The 15,832-nt window shown below is 65.7% G+C and carries 15 protein-coding genes; 3 read left to right on the forward strand and 12 right to left on the reverse strand.

The window, feature by feature from the left end; all coding sequences use genetic code 11:
- Nucleotide 1 precedes the first annotated feature (1 nt).
- The 9 genes from GGR45_RS10940 to GGR45_RS10980 form a co-directional block, all read right to left on the reverse strand.
- A complete protein-coding gene (locus tag GGR45_RS10940; protein WP_175312494.1) occupies nucleotides 2-883 on the reverse strand; it encodes a glyoxalase in 882 nt (293 codons plus the stop codon).
- Between the two features lie 26 nt (nucleotides 884-909).
- Nucleotides 910-2,754: an amidohydrolase gene (locus GGR45_RS10945; protein ID WP_175312605.1), complete on the reverse strand. Its 1,845-nt coding sequence runs from the start codon at nucleotides 2,752-2,754 to the stop codon at nucleotides 910-912.
- An 80-nt stretch (nucleotides 2,755-2,834) separates the two neighbouring features.
- Complete coding sequence (locus tag GGR45_RS10950) at nucleotides 2,835-3,056, reverse strand: DUF1427 family protein (protein WP_175312493.1); 222 nt, start codon at nucleotides 3,054-3,056, stop codon at nucleotides 2,835-2,837.
- 21 nt (nucleotides 3,057-3,077) lie between these two features.
- Nucleotides 3,078-3,914 carry an alpha/beta fold hydrolase gene (locus GGR45_RS10955; protein WP_175312492.1) on the reverse strand — a complete coding sequence of 279 codons (837 nt, stop codon included), beginning with the start codon at nucleotides 3,912-3,914 and terminating at the stop codon, nucleotides 3,078-3,080.
- 38 nt (nucleotides 3,915-3,952) lie between these two features.
- A complete protein-coding gene (locus GGR45_RS10960) occupies nucleotides 3,953-4,612 on the reverse strand; it encodes a hydrolase (RefSeq protein WP_175312491.1) in 660 nt (219 codons plus the stop codon).
- Nucleotides 4,613-4,740: 128 nt separating this feature from the next.
- Complete coding sequence (locus GGR45_RS10965) at nucleotides 4,741-4,950, reverse strand: hypothetical protein (protein WP_175312490.1); 210 nt, start codon at nucleotides 4,948-4,950, stop codon at nucleotides 4,741-4,743.
- Nucleotides 4,944-5,777 carry an alpha/beta hydrolase gene (locus GGR45_RS10970; RefSeq protein WP_175312489.1) on the reverse strand — a complete coding sequence of 278 codons (834 nt, stop codon included), beginning with the start codon at nucleotides 5,775-5,777 and terminating at the stop codon, nucleotides 4,944-4,946. The genes GGR45_RS10965 and GGR45_RS10970 overlap by 7 nt, the downstream gene beginning before the upstream one ends.
- 102 nt (nucleotides 5,778-5,879) lie before the next feature.
- Nucleotides 5,880-8,327 carry an ATP-binding protein gene (locus GGR45_RS10975; protein ID WP_175312488.1) on the reverse strand — a complete coding sequence of 816 codons (2,448 nt, stop codon included), beginning with the start codon at nucleotides 8,325-8,327 and terminating at the stop codon, nucleotides 5,880-5,882.
- Nucleotides 8,328-8,378: 51 nt separating this feature from the next.
- The gene (locus GGR45_RS10980; protein WP_175312487.1) at nucleotides 8,379-9,302 is read right to left on the reverse strand and encodes a LysR family transcriptional regulator; all 924 of its coding nucleotides are present in this window, start codon (nucleotides 9,300-9,302) and stop codon (nucleotides 8,379-8,381) included.
- A 128-nt stretch (nucleotides 9,303-9,430) separates the two neighbouring features.
- Here GGR45_RS10980 and GGR45_RS10985 point away from each other — a divergent pair, with 128 nt between their 5' ends.
- Nucleotides 9,431-10,204: an SDR family NAD(P)-dependent oxidoreductase gene (locus tag GGR45_RS10985; RefSeq protein ID WP_175312486.1), complete on the forward strand. Its 774-nt coding sequence runs from the start codon at nucleotides 9,431-9,433 to the stop codon at nucleotides 10,202-10,204.
- A gap of 62 nt (nucleotides 10,205-10,266) precedes the next feature.
- Complete coding sequence (locus GGR45_RS10990; protein WP_175312485.1) at nucleotides 10,267-11,877, forward strand: FAD-dependent oxidoreductase; 1,611 nt, start codon at nucleotides 10,267-10,269, stop codon at nucleotides 11,875-11,877.
- Here the strand turns inward: GGR45_RS10990 and GGR45_RS10995 are convergent.
- Together GGR45_RS10995 and GGR45_RS11000 are read right to left on the reverse strand one after the other, a co-directional pair.
- Nucleotides 11,874-12,302: a hypothetical protein gene (locus GGR45_RS10995; protein WP_175312484.1), complete on the reverse strand. Its 429-nt coding sequence runs from the start codon at nucleotides 12,300-12,302 to the stop codon at nucleotides 11,874-11,876. The two genes, GGR45_RS10990 and GGR45_RS10995, sit on opposite strands and share 4 nt — an antisense overlap.
- Nucleotides 12,303-12,575: 273 nt before the next feature.
- On the reverse strand, nucleotides 12,576-13,766 hold the full coding sequence (locus tag GGR45_RS11000) for an MFS transporter (RefSeq protein WP_246358168.1): 1,191 nt from the start codon (nucleotides 13,764-13,766) through the stop codon (nucleotides 12,576-12,578).
- On the opposite strand from GGR45_RS11000, the gene GGR45_RS11005 reads away from it, so the two are divergent.
- A complete protein-coding gene (locus GGR45_RS11005; RefSeq protein ID WP_246358169.1) occupies nucleotides 13,767-14,735 on the forward strand; it encodes a LysR family transcriptional regulator in 969 nt (322 codons plus the stop codon).
- 351 nt (nucleotides 14,736-15,086) lie between these two features.
- Here GGR45_RS11005 and GGR45_RS11010 read toward each other — a convergent pair whose 3' ends face one another.
- Complete coding sequence (locus tag GGR45_RS11010) at nucleotides 15,087-15,704, reverse strand: TetR/AcrR family transcriptional regulator (RefSeq protein WP_175312483.1); 618 nt, start codon at nucleotides 15,702-15,704, stop codon at nucleotides 15,087-15,089.
- Nucleotides 15,705-15,832 lie beyond the last annotated feature (128 nt).

The following is a 15,832-nucleotide window of genomic DNA, read 5'->3' on the forward strand; positions in this document are numbered from 1 at the left end:
GTCAGTAGATCACGGGCGAGTGGATTTCGGCGATATAGCCGCCGGGAAAGCGGACCATCGCCGATTGGCGGTCGCCCGCGACATGCGGGGACACCAAGGTCTCGACCCCGGCCGCGCTCGCTTTGGCCAGCGTCGCTTGCAGGTTCGTGACCTTATACCCCGTCACCTCGCGGCCATAGGGCCAGGGCAATTGCCCGTCCGAGACGATCACCATCATGTCGCCATAGCCCGAGGTCAGGCGCACCCGGCGATAGGTCTTGCCCGGCTGACCGATGTCCGCGCCGTCCGCCGCCTTGTCATCCGACAGCACCCGCGCATGGGCATAGCCGCCCCAGCTTTTCAGGAACGCACCGGCCGCATCGGCGGTCAGGTAGACGCGGTTCTCCGGCACGGTGGCCAGCGGCGCGTAATTCGGTTTGGTGGTGTGCCAATAGAGCTGCATGTTGATGCCGCCCGGCCATTGCACCACCACGTCGCGCCCGATCGGGTCGGGAAAGGTCGTGATGACCCGCACCGCGCCATGCTTCACCGCCGCCGCGACCGCCTTGTCCATGTCGGTGACGAGATAGCCGGTCCGCTCCTGTCCGAAGGGATAGGGGATGGGCGTCAGGAAACCGAAGGCCGAGACGCTGCCCGCGGGCGTCAGCGCCAGTTGCGACTTGGTCTTGCTGGGTGTGGGCGTAACCTGGAACTCGCCCTGCTTGCTCAGGCTGCCGCCGAAGGTGGCGACGAAGCTGTGCATGAACGCGTCATACTGGTCCTGGGGCACATAGACATGGGTCGTGTCGTACTGCGGGCCGACCGCAAAATCTGGGGTCTTCTGGGCGGTGACCGGCGTCGTGCCGAGCAGGACGACCGCCGCGAGGAACATGGTCTTCTTCATCGCAATTCTCCTTTGGTCAGGATGGATCAGACGGCCCAGCAGCCGCAGCCGAACGAGCCCCAGAAGCTCTGCACATCGGCGGCGGGTACATCCGCGCCGAGGGCGGCGGCATGGTCATGGCCGTGCACCGCGCAGCTGCTCGCACAGCCGCAGGCACTCGCCAGCTTGGCGCTGGTTTCGGGCGAGCGGTGATAGCCGCCAAAGGTCGCGACCGGCGACCAGTCGGGCATCGGGCGCGGCAGCGCAGGCGCGAGCGGAGCATAATCCCCCTCCCCCGACACGACCTTGCCGCCCAGGATGGTCAGGACCGAGCGCAGATGCGGGATGTCGCTTTCGGGCACCGCGAAATAATCGTCCGACAGGACCGCCAGATCGGCGAGCTGGCCGACCTTGATCTGCCCCTTCTTGCCCACCTCGTTGGAGAACCACGTGTTCTCATGCGTCCACATGCGCAGCGCCTTTTCGCGGCTGACGCGATTGACGCCCGGATAGAGCGACAGCCCGCCGACCGTTCTGCCCGTCACCAGCCAGTTGAGCGACACCCAGGGATTGTAGCTGGCGACGCGCGTCGCATCGGTGCCGGCACCCACGGGAATGCCCGCCGCGATCATCTTGCCGATCGGCGGTGTCCGTTCGGCGGCCTTCTGGCCATAGCGTTCGACGAAATATTCGCCCTGATAGGCCATGCGATGCTGCACCGCGATGCCGCCGCCCAGCGCCGCGATCCGGTCGATATTCCGGTCGCTGATCGTCTCGGCATGATCGAAGAACCAGTTGATGCCGGTCAGCGGGATGTCGCGGTGGACCGTCTCATAGACGTCGAGCGCGCGGCCGATCGTCTGGTCATAGGTGGCGTGCAACCGCCACGGCCAGCGATGCTCGGCGAGCAGGCGGATCACCGGCTCCAGATCGCCCTCCATGCTGGGCGGCATGTCGGGGCGCTCGACGCGGAAATCCTCGAAGTCCGCCGCCGAATAGACCAGCATCTCGCCCGCGCCGTTATGGCGATAGGTGTCGTCGCCCTGGCCCGGCGACACCTGCTTCACCCAGCCGGAGAAGTCGGCCAGCTCCTCTTTGGGCTTCTGGGTGAACAGATTGTAGCTGATACGGAGGGTCAGCTGGTCGTCGGCGTGCAGCTTCTCGATGATCTCATAATCGTCGGGGTAGTTCTGGAACCCGCCGCCCGCGTCGATCACGCCGGTCACACCCAGCCCGTTCATCTCACGCATGAAATGGCGCGTCGAATTGAGCTGATATTCGGGCGGCAGCTTCGGCCCCTTGGCCAGCGTCGAATAGAGGATCGTCGCATTGGGCTTGGCGAGCAGCAGGCCGGTCGGATTGCCCGCCGCATCGCGCACGATCTCGCCACCGGGCGGGTTGGGCGTGTCCTTCGTATAGCCGACGACGCGCAGCGCGGCGGCGTTGAGCAGCGCGCGGTCGTAGAGGTGCAGGATGAAGACCGGCGTGTCGGGCGCGACGGCGTTCAGCTCGGCGATGGTTGGCAGGCGCTTTTCGGCGAACTGATGCTCGGTGAAGCCGCCGACCACGCGCACCCATTGCGGCGCGGGCGTATTGTCGACCTGGCGCTTCAGCATCGCCATCGCATCGGCCAGCGTCGACACGCCGTCCCAGCGCAATTCCATGTTATAGTTCAGCCCGCCCCGGATGATGTGCATGTGGCTGTCGATCAGGCCGGGGATGATGCGGCGCCTGCCCGCATCGATCACCTGCGCGCGCGGGGCGGCGGCGCGGACTTCCTGCTCGGTGCCGACACACAGGAACTTGCCGTCGCGGATCGCGATCGCCTGCGCCTCGGGATTTTTGCTGTCGAGAGTCGTGACCTTGGCGTTGACGAGGATCAGGTCGGTCATGGCGGCATTCCTTCGGGCGGCGAACAGGGGAGAGGCGGCGGTGGCGGCAAGCCCGGCGAGCGTCTGGCGGCGGCTGGGCATCATGGCTTGCGCTCCGGGGACGGGTTCGAGGACAGGGCCGTGACCGTGCTGGCCGGGGTGCCGATCCAGTGCCGCGCCACCGGCACCGCCTGCTCGCCCAGCAGGATGCCGAACAATCCGACCAGCGCGATCACCGGCGGCGCAGGCGATTTGACGCCGAGGAGGCTGTAGACGATGCCGACCAGCAGACCGGCGCCCAGCGAGAGAAGATAGGGTTTCATCGGACAGCCTCCTCGGGTCGATCAGCCGCGCACGAAGGCGAGCAGATCGGGGTTGATGACGTCGGCGTTGACGGTCAGCATCCCGTGGCTGAAACCAGGATAGATTTTCAGCGTCGGGTTCGGCAGCAGCTTGGCCTGCAGCTCGGCGCCCTGATGATAAGGCACGACCTGATCGTCATCGCCCGCCAGGACGAGCGTCGGGACGGTCATCGCCTTCAGATCGTCGGTCTGGTCGGTTTCCGAAAAGGCCTTGATGCCCGCATAATGCGCCAGCGCGCTGCCCATCATGCCCTGCCGCCACCAATTGGCGATCACGCCCGGCTGCGCCGTGACGCCCTCACGGTTGAAGCCGTAGAACGGCCCGGCGGCGACATCCTGGAAGAACTGTGCGCGGTTGGCGGCGGTGCCGTCGCGGAAGCCGTCGAAGACGCTGATCGGCAGGCCGTTGGGATAGGCCTCGGTCTTTGCCATGATCGGCGGCACCGCGCTGACCAGCATCGCCTTGGCGACGCGGCCCTGCGGGATGCCATATTGCGCAACATAGCGGGCAACTTCGCCGCCGCCGGTCGAATGGCCGATATGCACCGCATTGGTCAGGTCGAGGTGGCGGGCGACCACATCGGCATCGCGGGCATAATGGTCCATGTCATGGCCGGTGCCAATCTGGCTGGAGCGGCCATGACCGCGCCGGTCGTGCGCGACGACCCGGTACCCCTCATTCAGGAAGAACAGCATCTGGGTGTCCCAGTCGTCCGACGACAGCGGCCAGCCATGGTGGAAGACGATCGGCTGCGCGTCCTTGGGACCCCAATCCTTGTAGAAGATTTCGGCGCCGTCCTGCGTGGTCACATAGGTCATAGGTAATTCCTTCGTCGTGAGAGGTGGGTTTGGGGGGATCAGGCGTGGCCGCCTTCGGAGGCACCGAACATCGACTTGGCGTAGGTGACGCCCAGGCCGTAGGCCCCGCCCCATTTCTTCGCGATGCCGGTGGTCGACTCGTAGGTTTCGGTGCGCGCCCAGTCGCGCTGCAGCTCGAGCAGATATTGCAGTGACGTCATCGGCTTGGCGCCGAGCTGGATCATCCGCTGCACCGCGCGCTCATGCGCCTCCTCGGAAATGTCGCCGCAGGCATCGGCGATGAAATAGACGTCGAAACCCTGGTCGATCGCCGAGGCGACGGGGCCGACGATACACACGCTGGTCCACAGTCCGGCGAACACGATCCGGTCCTTGCCGATCCGGTTGACCTCATCGATCACGGCGGCGTCTTCCCAGGTGTTCATGCTGGTGCGGTCGAGCATCGGCTGGCCGTCGAACGCCTCGACGATCTCGTCGAACATGGGACCGGAAAAGCTCTTTTCGGCGACCGTGGTCAGGATGGTCGGCACGCCGAACGACTTGGCGGCACGGCTGACCAGCGCGGCGTTGTTGCGCAGCAATTCCGGCGCGATCGACTTAGTCGCGAAGGCCATTTGCGACTGAAAATCGATCAGGACCAGGCTGTGGTCCGTCGGCGAGAGCAGCGAGGAACCGGGGGTCGGGGTAGCTTTTGGCATCGTGTCTTCCTTCCTGTTGTGAGCGACTTGGCTGGTGTTGAGAGGAGATTATGCAGGACCGGCTTGGCGGAATATCCCGATAGTTTCGGCCTCTGCGTTCGAGAAAATCGAATAGCTGTCGGCAGCGGTCACCGCGGGGTGGCGGGTGCCATCACGGCGCGCAGCACGATGGCGAGGCCGATCAGATAGAGGAACAACAGCATCGCCAGCGTCCCGTCCGGCCCCATGGCAAGGCAGGCGAGCCCCACCAGCAGCAGCCCGCCGCCGCCAATCAGGATACGGGGGAACAGCGCATCGCGGTCGGCGGTCGGCGGCGACAGGTCGTGCGGCATCAGCATGGGGAAAGCTCCTCGGAGGCGGGGGTGTGAAGATGATCGCGCAAGGCGGCGGCGGCGACGCGCATCGCGTCGATCGAACCGGCCGCGTCGCGCAACGGCGGCAGCCAGGTGAAGTCGTGGATCATGCCGATGACCCGTGCGGCGGACAGGTCGACGCCCTGGGCCATCAGGCGGCGGCCCAGCGCCTCGGCGGGTTCGGCAAAGGGGTCCGCCTCGGCGGTGAGCAGCAGGGTGCGGGGAAAGGCGAAGGGCTCGACCGTCAGCACGGCCGGGTCGAGGATCGCAGCGGCCTTTGCCGCCAGATGCACCGCCCGCTCGGCGTCCAGCCATTCCGTGCCCGGCACATTGGAGGGGCGCCCCAGCACCGGCGTCGCCAGCACGAGCAGCCGGATCGACCAATCGGCGGGTCGCGTCACGACCAGCGCCAGCGCCATGGCCGCGCCCAGGCCATCGCCGCCGATCGCGATCGGCCCCCGATCGGCCAGCGGCATCGCCGCGACCAGGGCGACAGCGCCGGACAGATCGTCATCGGCGATGCGGTAGCGCAGGATCGCCACCCCGGCTTCCTCGGCCAGCGCCCGAAGCGCGGGCAGCCGGTCCTCGTCACGATCGGAGGCGACCTCCAGATACAGGAACAGCGGCAGCGGCCGGTCGTCCCCCGCCGGGCGAAGCGTCACGAGCGACGGCGTGCCCACATCCTGCCGGCTGGCGCCTTCCTGCCAGCGGTCCAGGAACGACTGGACGACGGGATCGAGCACGGGATGCTCGGCGACCGTCGAAAGCCGCACGGCGCGGGGCGGGATGGCAGGGTTCGTGTCGTGAGGCACGGGGTTAAGTCCTTCAAATCGCGTGTCGATCACTGACCGACTGACAAGAAGGACTATGGCCGGTGCACCCGATCCCCGCGAGTGAAGCGTCGTGAAGAGTCGTTAAGCGCCTTCGCGCCGCCAGGGTACGTCATCCCCGCCGCCCGCTGCGACGGCATACATATGCGCCTGCATCCCGCTGACCCGATCGGGCGCGCGGGTGGCGGGGTCGAGCGCCTGCCCATAGCCCGCGACGAAGCTATGCCAGTGGTCCAGGCCGTGCCGGGTCGTGCGCCGCGCCAGCGCCGCGATCCATTCGGCGGCCAGCGTGTGCTGCTGCGCCGCGATCGCCACGGGAATGCAGCCGACCGCCAGCCCGTAGCAGACGGACAGCGCATGATCGATGCGCTCGGCGTCCTGCGCACAATCGCGTGCCAGGGCCATCGCGGTCGTCAGATCGCCCTCCGCCCAATGGAGCCGCATCAACAGGCTGAGCACCGCGATCCTGCCATCGACCTGGGCGTGATTGGCATGGTTGGCGCGTTCGGGGGCGGCGTCGCCCGCCATCACCACCTCCAACATGCGACGCGATCCGGCATGATCGCCTGAGAAATGCAGCGACAGCGCCAGCATGTGCGCTGCCGTCTGCCGATCCGCCAACGCGCCTTCCGCGCCGACCCGCGTATCGAAGCGCCGGGCGAAGACGAGGCTTTCCTCATAACGCCCGGCCAGGATGCTCTGCGCCCACACCCCCCATAGCGCGCGCAGGGCCAGCGGGGCCGAGCCGATCTCTTCGGCCAGCGCGAGCGCGCGGGCAAAGGCGTCGGCCATGGCGGGCACCGGCCCCTCGGTATGCCAGAGGCCATGGCCATAGGCGGTCAGCAGTTCGACCTGCCGCGCAGGCTCCACCTGCCCCTCGGCCATGTTCGCGATGACCGCCTCGGCGTAGCGCAGGAATTCGGCGGGCAGCGACAGGTGGAACCACAAGGGCGCGGCGGCGATGACCAGTTCGGCCGCCAGGCTGGCGTCCTTGCCTCCGCTCGCCCAGGCAATGGCGCTGCGGACATCGTCGATGCGCACGCTATATTCGGCCAGCCACTCCCGCGGCGCCTTGCCCTCCCAGGCGGCAGCGCTGTCGGCCAGCCCGCGCAGCAGCACATGCGCATGATCGCGGTGCGCCTGTTCGGCCATGCCGGTCGCGCGCAACCGCTCCTGCCCGTAATGGCGCGTGGTATCGAGCAGGCGATAGCGCATCGACCGGGGCGAAGGCGTCGCGACGACCAGCGACTTGGCGACGAGTTCGGCGAGCAGTTCATCGGCCGCGAACCGGCCGACGCCCGTGCCTGCTGCCATGGCCGCCGCATCGTCCGCATCGAAATGGCTGCGGAACAGCGCGAGCCGGTCGAGCAGCTGCTGAAGCGGCGGCGCGAGCAGGTCATAGCTCCAGTCGAGCGCGCCGCGCAGCGTCCGGTGGCGCGGCAAGGCCGTGCGCCGCCCGCGCGTCAGCAGGGCGAAACGGTCGTCCAGCGCATCGGCGATCGCCTGCGGCGTCATCGTATCGATCCGCGCGGCGGCCAGCTCGATCGCCAGCGGGATACCGTCCAGCTTGCGGCAGATGTCGACGACCACGGGCATGCTCTGCGCGTCTAGGCGGAAATCGCTATTGGCCGCGCGGGCGCGTTCGTCGAACAGGGCGGGCGCGGAGAGCTGGGCCACCTGCTCCAGACTGGGCGCGGCATGTTCGTCGGGCAGTTCGAGAGCCGCGAGCCGGTGGACCCATTCGCCCTGTGCGCGTAGCGGCTCATGGCTGGTGACGAGCAGCATCGCCTGCGGGGCACCGTGCAGCACATCTTCGGCAAGCGACGCGGCGGCATCGATGACATGCTCGCAATTGTCGAGCAGGATGAGGGCGGGACGGTCTCCCAGTCTTGCCGCGATCTTCTGCGGCAAATCGGCGCCCGAGGCGGGGAGTTCGAGTGTGGTGGCCAATGTCGCCGCCACCATCGCCGCATCCGTGACCGGCGCCAGATCGACAAACCACGCCTCGATCCCCATCGCCTGCACCAGCCGGTGGCCGATCGCGGTGGCGGCGGTGGTCTTCCCGATCCCGCCGGGGCCGACGATCGAGATGAAGCGCCGCTCGGCCAGTTCCCCGGCGATGGTCGCGATCACCGGCTCACGCCCGAAAATCCGTCCTATCGAGGCGGGTAGCCGGGACGCGCGACGCTCGGCCAAGGTGGGTATATCCCCACCGCCCAATCGCTCGACCGGCAAGGCCAGGCGATAGCCCCGCCCGGCATCCGCCACGATCGTCGCTTCGCCGTCCGGCATCGCCAGAGCCTTGCGCGCTGCGGACAGGTGGACACGGATCGCGCTGTCGTCGATGACCTGGTTGGGCCACACTCGATCGATCAGCGCATCGCGCGCTACCAACCGTCCCTCCGCCTCGACCAGCACCGCCAACAGGTTGAGCGCCCGGCCGCCCAGCTTCAATGGCACTCCGTCACGGGTCAACGCCAGTTGTGGAACGTCCATCTGAAAGGGGCCGAAACGATAGCGGGCGCCGGTCATGATGGAACCTTTTGCGGGTGATCGATCATGCTTCTGTAACCGCTGGACATTTCATTGAGAATATTCCGTTTTCGGCGCGGAGAGGAAGCTGCGTAGGCGCGGCACCAGAAAGTCCAGCACCGCGCGTGTCCGTTTCGGCACCCGCCGCCCGCCGAGGTACAGCGCTGCGACCTGTTCCTCGTCACCGACACCGTGATCGGCCAGCACCTCCACCAACCGACCGGCCGCCAGGTCTTCGCGGACATGATATTCCCCCAGCCGGGCAAGACCCGCGCCCGCCACCGCCAGTCGCCGAACCGTCTCGCCATTATTGGCGAGCAGGTTGCCGGTCACCATCCGGTCGATGATGCGACCGCCTGTCCGCATCGGCCAGACCGGCTGCGCGCGTTGAAAGTTGAAGCCCAGGCAGTTGTGCCGACGCAAATCGTCCACGCGGCGCGGCGTACCGGCGCGCGCAAGATAGGCGGGCGATGCGACGATCAGCCGCCGCGCGCGCCCGATCACGCGTGCCGTCAGCGAGGAATCACGCAGGCCCCCGACCCGGAATGCGATGTCGGTCCGCTCAAGATACGGGTCGGTCATCGCGTCCGACAGGGACAGGTCGATGACGATCGCCGGATGCGCGTCCCAGAAGGATGGCAGCAACGGTTCGATGGCGAGCGTTCCGAACGCCACCGAGGCATTGATCCGCACCGTCCCCCGCTCGCTGGCGCTCCCTGTCGCCAGATCCCGTTCGAGCGTGTCGAGATCGTGCAGCATCCGGGTGGCACGCTCATGATAGAGTCGCCCCTCTGCCGTCAGCGACAGGCGTCGCGTCGAGCGCTCGACCAGTTGCACGCCGAGCCGCTCTTCCAGCCGCGCGACCAGCTTCGATATGGTCGATGGCGTCATCATGAGGCGTCGGGCCGCCTCAGAGAAGCTGCCGGTTTCAGCGACGGCCACGAAGACCTGCATCTCGCCAGCGCGGTTGTCCATGCAATCTCACCTGTGACTTGAGTTCACAACTCAAATGGCCCTTGGCCTTGTTATCAATCGCTTGGGCCATCTCCAAATTCCTGAGCGACGGGCGTTGCGGCGCTCCTTGCAAATGGAAAGGCTATAGGATGGACCTCGACCTCACGGGAAAGACGGCACTGGTCACAGGCGCAACGGCCGGGATCGGCCTGGCGATCGCGCGTCGCCTGGCGGCGGAAGGCGCCGACGTCGTCATCAGCGGGCGCCAGGCCGCGAAGCTGGAGGCGGCCGCTACGGACATCGGCGCGCGCGGCATTCTGGCGGACCCTGCCACGGCGGAGGGCGCGGAGACGTTGGTCGCGGCGGTGCCGCAGGTCGACATTCTGGTCAACAATCTGGGCATCTATGAAGCCAAGCCGTTCGGCGACATCACCGATGCGGACTGGCGTCGCTTCTTCGAGATCAACGTGCTGTCCGGTGTGCGACTGGCGCGTGCCTATTTCCCCGGCATGATCGCGCGCAATCAGGGTCGGATCATCTTCATCGCCAGCGAGTCGGGCGTGATGGTGCCGCCCGACATGATCCATTACGGCATGACCAAGACCGCCCAGCTTGCGGTATCCCGTGGTCTCGCCGGACTGACCAAGGGCACGGCGGTGACGGTCAACACGGTGATGCCCGGCACGACCCGGTCGGAGGGGATCGTCGACTTCCTGAAGAGCGTGGCCGATGATCCGGATGCGCCGATCGACGAGATCGAAAGCGCCTTCTTCGCACGCGACCGCGCGACCTCGCTGATCCAGCGCATGATCGAGCCGGAGGAGATCGCCTCGATGGTCGCCTATCTCGCCAGCCCCTTGTCGGCGGCGACCAATGGTGCCGCCCTTCGCGTCGACGGAGGCATTACGCCGACGATCGTTTGAGCCAGTCCGTTGCAGCAGACGGCCATGATCGATAGCACCAAGGGCAAAAGGGAGCTTGGGCCATGGAATCGATCGGGCGTGATCTCAATGAGATGCAGCGGATTCCGCTTGCGCCCGCGCATATCGCGGCGATCCGTGCGGCGGGCGTCGAGAAATGCTATGCGGCGGGCGAATGGCTGGCGGAGATCGGCACGCCGGTCGACCGCTTCGTCTATGTCGAGGCAGGCGAGGTCGAAGTAGTGAACCCCTTCACGGGAGAACGGCTGCGGCCCTCGACGCTTGGCCCAAGCCAGTTCATGGCCGAGATCCCTCTCCTGTCGGGCGGAAATTGGTCGATGGCGATGCGCGCTGCCGTCGACACGCGGGTCGTGGAGGTGGCGCGCGACCGCATCCTGCACCTGATGTCGGCGATTCCCGAGATGTCGGACATCATCATCACCGTCCTGGCCGCACGCCGCAGACGTCAGCTGGAGTCCGGCGATGCCATGCTTGTTCTGGTCGGCGAGGAAAACGATCGCGCCATCCGCCGGATCGCCGAGTTTGCCGCACGCAACCGCATTCCCCATCGTTCCCATCCGCTGGGCAGCGCCGAGGCGGCGGAGGTGGCGGGGAGCTGCGGTATGCCGCACGATAGACCGATGGTGGTGTTCGGCCGCGATCTGGTCGTCACCGATCCGACGCTCGAAACCGTCGCGCGCCTCTTGGGGATTGAGCAGGACCTGCCCAACGATGCCGAATTCGACGTTTTGATCATCGGTGCCGGGCCGGCCGGTGTCTCCGCTGGCGTCTATGCGGGAGCGGAAGGACTGCAGGCGCTCGTCGTGGATGAAACCGCAATCGGGGGGCAGGCTGGCACATCAAGTCGGATCGAGAACTATATGGGTTTCCCGACCGGCATCTCGGGCGGCGACCTGGTCTGGCGTGGTGAGATTCAGGCGATGAAGTTCGGCACCCGTTTCGTCATGCCCAGACGCGTGGCATCGCTGGAGCAACTCGACGACGGCGACTTCTGCGCCCATTTTACGAACGGACAGCGGATTCGTGCCGCTGCCGTGGTCGTGGCGACCGGGGTGCAGTATCGCCGACTACCGCTCGACCGCCTGGCGGAAATGGAAGGCGCCGGCATTTATTACGCGGCGACGGAAAGCGAGGCGCGCTTCTGTCGCGATGCCGATGTCGTCGTCATCGGGGGCGGCAATTCGGCAGGTCAGGCGGCGATGTACCTCAGTCGGGTGGCCCGCCACGTACGTCTCTTGGTGCGCGGCGACACGCTGGCGACGTCGATGTCCCATTATCTGTCCAGTCGACTGGAAGCCGATCCCGCCATCACCATCGAATATGGCGCGAAGGTCACGGCGCTGCACGGCGAAACGGCGCTGGAGGCTGTGACGATCCGCAACGACGATGGTCTTCGCACCATGCCGACCTGCGCGATGTTCGTCATGGTCGGCGCGGTGCCGAACACCCATTGGCTGGCCGACCTCGTCCGCCTGGACGACAAGGGGTTCATCCTCACGGGCGAGGCCGCTGGCACCACATCATCTTACGCCACTTCGCGTCCCGGCATCTTCGCGGTCGGCGACGTCCGATCGGGCTCGGTCAAGCGCGTCGCCTCATCCGTCGGTGAGGGTTCCGTCGTCATCTCAAAGGTATGGGAGCATGTTCGAGCCTAACGCGTCGTCGACCGGATACCGGCGGGGAGCATATAGGGCGGGCAATAACGGTATTCGGTCGTCGGACCGCGGGTCTTGATACCGAAGGTGAGCGCATCGCGGATGCTGACCGTCTGGCGTTCGACGAAACGCGGTGCAGGCCCCGCTCCGGCGTCGATGCAGGACTGGCTGACCTCATAGCGGTCGCCGCGGCGAGACAGGATGCGTGCCCGGCATTCGCGTGTGTGCGGCGTACTGATGCCACGTCCGTCATATTGCCGGATTGCGGCATTTGGTGCCGAGGCGCAGGCGGTACCCTTCTGGACATAGATACCTGGCTTCAGCCGATAGACACCGCCGGGCTTCGGCGACGTATCGACGCTGGCCGTCGCTGCCGTGGTTCCCGTAAGCATGCCGATGGCAAGAATGATGGTCGATAGGCGCATGGTGTCGATCCCTGGCTAATGGCGATCCGTCTTTAGAAAAGTGAAGCTGAAGGAGAGGCGCAGGGCAGCGCCGATCCGTGCGAGGTTTTCCGCCATGGCATCCGCGCTTATGATCCTTCCTGCTTCAGCGACGCCGGCGTAGCTTGCGCGGTTCCAGCAGAATATCCGCTATAACCCGATGCCGGATGGCATCTTCACTGAGCCTCAGCGATGTCGATTCCGGCACTGTGGGGAACCTTGCCAAACGCCGGGTAGGCCGAGGGACTGCTGGACTTAGTCTACCCGCCGGATCCCGGCGAGTTGGATCAGCACGGCAGCGGCGGATAGGATCGCGCCCAAAATGACGACTGCGCCCCAACCGCCAGCCTGCCAAGCGACCGTCACACCGGCCGAACCCGCCGCGCCGCCCAGGAACATGGCCCCCATGAAGATCGTGTTCAGCCGCGCGCGGGCTTCGGGCCGCAGCGCGTAGACGATATGCTGGTTGGAGACGAGCGCGCTCTGCACGCCGAAGTCGAGCAGGATGACGCCGACGATCAGGCCCGCGATCGATCCGACCGCACCGAACACGCCCCAGGCTATTAGGCAGAGTGCCGCGCTGAATAGGATGACGCGATACGGTCCGCGACGATCGGCGATCCTCCCTGCGACAGGCGCAGCAAGCACCCCGACCGCTCCGACAATGCCGAAAAGCCCGGCCACGTCCGCGCCGAAGGAGAAGCGCGGTTCCTGAAGATGCAACGCAAGGATCGTCCAGAACGCACTGAAGCCGGCAAACAGCAATGCCTGCGTGAGTGCCGCTTCGCGCAGGGCAGCAAATTCCGACCAAAGACCGCCGAGCGATCGCAGCAGCGATCCATAGCTATGCGTCGTTTCCGGAGCGCTGTGGGGCAGCATCCATTGCATCAGCGCGCCGGCCCCGATTGCCATCGGCACGCCGAGCCAGAACATCTCGCGCCAACCGGCATATGTTGCGACGAAGCCGGCCAGAGTCCGGCTGAGCAGGATGCCGCAAAGCAACCCGGCCATGACCGTGCCTACCGTCGCGCCGCGCTTCTCCGGCGTTGCCAGATGCGCCGCAAGTGGCACGATCTGCTGTGCGACGGTCGACAGAATGCCGACGAGCAACGAAGCAAGGACCACCATCGCCGCACTTGGCGCGACCGCCGCGATCGCCAGCGCGGCGGCCAGCCCGCTGAACTGGATGACGATCAGGCGCCTGCGTTCGATCAGGTCGCCCAGCGGGACCAGTAGGAACAGCCCCGCCGCATAACCGAGCTGCGTCGCGGTCGGTACGAACCGGGTCAAGGAGCCGGGAAGATCCTTTTCCATGATCCCCAGCATCGGCTGATTGTAATAGATGTTGGCGACCGCGACGCCCGCCGCGACCGCCATCACGAAGTTCAGCCCTGGCCGAAGCTTCGTTGTCCATTCGATCTTATTGATGGGTGCGGTGGTCGTCATATGATCCTCCTGCATGTGCATTTGCCCATCTGGACCTTGTCGCGCACAAGCATAAGTAGCGCCATCGGATCAGCCGGTTTATCATACGGCGATATGCTGAATCTCGCTGACATTGCCGTACTGGTCGAAGCCGTCCAGCAGGGTAGCCTCTCTGCGGCAGGACGTCGGCTTGGCTTGACCCCGCTCATCGCGTCGCGCCGGTTATCGGCACTCGAGGCAGAGATCGGTGTCCGGCTCGTGCATCGGACGACCCGCTCCTTGTCGCTTACACCGGATGGCGAGGCATTCCTGCCTCATGCCAAGGCGATGCTCGCTCATGCCGAGGAGGCCCGGGCGGCGGTTGCCGGTGGAAGCACGGGCGCCGTTGGGTTGCTGCGAGTAGCGGCATCCGTTCCGTTCGGCCGAAAGGTCCTGACGCCGATGCTGGTCGGCTTTCTCGCTCGGAACCCGAGGGTCAAAGTAGAATTGCTGCTCAGCGATGCCGTGGCCGATATCGCCGCGCAGGGTGTCGATGTCGCGATCCGCTTCGGGGAGTTGCGTGACAGCAATCTGATTGCCCGCCGCCTGGCTGCCAATGCAAGGGGGCTTTACGCCGCCCCGGCCTATCTCGTGATGCACGGCACTCCGACCATGGTTGCAGACCTGCGCGATCACGAGTGTCTCGCCGTCGCTGGCGGCCAGCAATGGACATTCGAACGATTGGGCAAAACCGTTCGTCAGTCGATCAGCGGCCGTTTCGCCGCAGACAGCATCGAGGCGCTGCATGAGGCGAGTATCCGCGGCCTCGGCATCGTCCAACTTTCGGAATGGAATGCGCACGAAGACGTCGCTGCAGGGCGGCTTCAACACGTCACGCTGACCGATGGAGCCGTGCCCGATCAGGGCATATGGGCCGTGCTGCCGACCAAACGCCTTACTCCGCAGAAGGTGCACCTCTTCCTCGACGCACTTTCCCGCCATCTTTCGTGATCTCGACGCCCCGGCTGTTCCGTTGACGCGACTTAAGACTGGCCAGTCGCATTGACCCATCTGTGGACGCCCCTTCGGTCGCAAGCGGCATTTGGAAGTTCACACCCGCGGTCGGATGCTGCCATCCGCCCGGCCTGTAATGCAGCGTAAGCTGCTGACCCGTATGGGAGTTTGCGGAACGGGACCCCCTCACAATCGCGTGCTCTAGACACGATGGGTCTATGTGGTGGCTTCAACAGCACATTTCGGGTCGGGCCTTTCGCCGACCTTTTTTGTCGACCATTCAGAGGGCCTACCGGTCCAAGCCTTCCGAGAACATGGGACGTGAACCCGCCGAATGTAGGTTAAAGGTCAACGGGCGTCCAAGGTAACACCGGCAAGAAAAATGGTGACGGCACGTTCGATGAGACCCTGCAATCCGGTGTCGACGGGTGGGGGCGACAAGCCCAGTGCGGCGTCGCGCAGGACATCGGCTACGACCATCGAAACCAGCATCATCGCGGTGCCGTCCGGATCGTCAATGGTCATCCGCCCCACCGAGGCATAGGCGGCGAGTTGGTCAGCGAGCGGCCTGATTCCATAGGTCTTGACCGTCTCGATATAGATGCGGGCGACGTCGGGGAATTGCGCGCCTTCGCTCATCACGAGCCGGTAGGACGTTATGCCTTCGTCGGAGAAGGCGAGTTGGCAGAAAGCCGTCAGATATCCCGTCAGCCATTCCCTTGGCGGCGCATCGGGGGCGGGCGGTCCGGCCGCAGATGCCAGTTCGCCAACGACGGAGCGGATCACTGCGAACAGCAGCGCCTCCTTCGACGCCACATGGCGATAGATAGTCTTTTTCGACATCATCGCCGCCGCCGCGATCCGGCCGACATTGGCTTTGGCAAAACCATATCGGCCGAATTCCGCCCGCGCGCTTTCCAGAAGGCGCATTGGAAGACGGTCGGGAGCAAGCACTTCATCCATCATCGCCAGATAGGCCTATTCTGCCAGACAACGCACCATGGAAACCAATGGGTTTCCATTCCACTTTCTCATTCCTATATGGCGGATCAGGAGCAAACCGATGGTTCGTCGATCTGATCGTCCTGGCGCGG

This window comes from Sphingomonas zeae (assembly GCF_014197135.1).
In the GTDB taxonomy this organism is placed as follows: Bacteria; Pseudomonadota; Alphaproteobacteria; order Sphingomonadales; family Sphingomonadaceae; genus Sphingomonas; species Sphingomonas zeae.

Bases quoted from the DNA above. Each gene is read 5' to 3' on its own strand.
- GGR45_RS10940 (WP_175312494.1), bottom strand. From the start codon at position 883: ATGAAGAAGACCATGTTCCTCGCGGCGGTCGTCCTGCTCGGCACGACG.
- GGR45_RS10945 (WP_175312605.1), bottom strand. From the start codon at position 2,754: ATGACCGACCTGATCCTCGTCAACGCCAAGGTCACGACTCTCGACAGC.
- GGR45_RS10950 (WP_175312493.1), bottom strand. From the start codon at position 3,056: ATGAAACCCTATCTTCTCTCGCTGGGCGCCGGTCTGCTGGTCGGCATC.
- GGR45_RS10955 (WP_175312492.1), bottom strand. From the start codon at position 3,914: ATGACCTATGTGACCACGCAGGACGGCGCCGAAATCTTCTACAAGGAT.
- GGR45_RS10960 (WP_175312491.1), bottom strand. From the start codon at position 4,612: ATGCCAAAAGCTACCCCGACCCCCGGTTCCTCGCTGCTCTCGCCGACG.
- GGR45_RS10965 (WP_175312490.1), bottom strand. From the start codon at position 4,950: ATGCTGATGCCGCACGACCTGTCGCCGCCGACCGCCGACCGCGATGCG.
- GGR45_RS10975 (WP_175312488.1), bottom strand. From the start codon at position 8,327: ATGACCGGCGCCCGCTATCGTTTCGGCCCCTTTCAGATGGACGTTCCA.
- GGR45_RS10980 (WP_175312487.1), bottom strand. From the start codon at position 9,302: ATGGACAACCGCGCTGGCGAGATGCAGGTCTTCGTGGCCGTCGCTGAA.
- GGR45_RS10985 (WP_175312486.1), top strand. From the start codon at position 9,431: ATGGACCTCGACCTCACGGGAAAGACGGCACTGGTCACAGGCGCAACG.
- GGR45_RS10990 (WP_175312485.1), top strand. From the start codon at position 10,267: ATGGAATCGATCGGGCGTGATCTCAATGAGATGCAGCGGATTCCGCTT.
- GGR45_RS10995 (WP_175312484.1), bottom strand. From the start codon at position 12,302: ATGCGCCTATCGACCATCATTCTTGCCATCGGCATGCTTACGGGAACC.
- GGR45_RS11000 (WP_246358168.1), bottom strand. From the start codon at position 13,766: ATGACGACCACCGCACCCATCAATAAGATCGAATGGACAACGAAGCTT.
- GGR45_RS11005 (WP_246358169.1), top strand. From the start codon at position 13,767: ATGATCCTCCTGCATGTGCATTTGCCCATCTGGACCTTGTCGCGCACA.
- GGR45_RS11010 (WP_175312483.1), bottom strand. From the start codon at position 15,704: ATGATGGATGAAGTGCTTGCTCCCGACCGTCTTCCAATGCGCCTTCTG.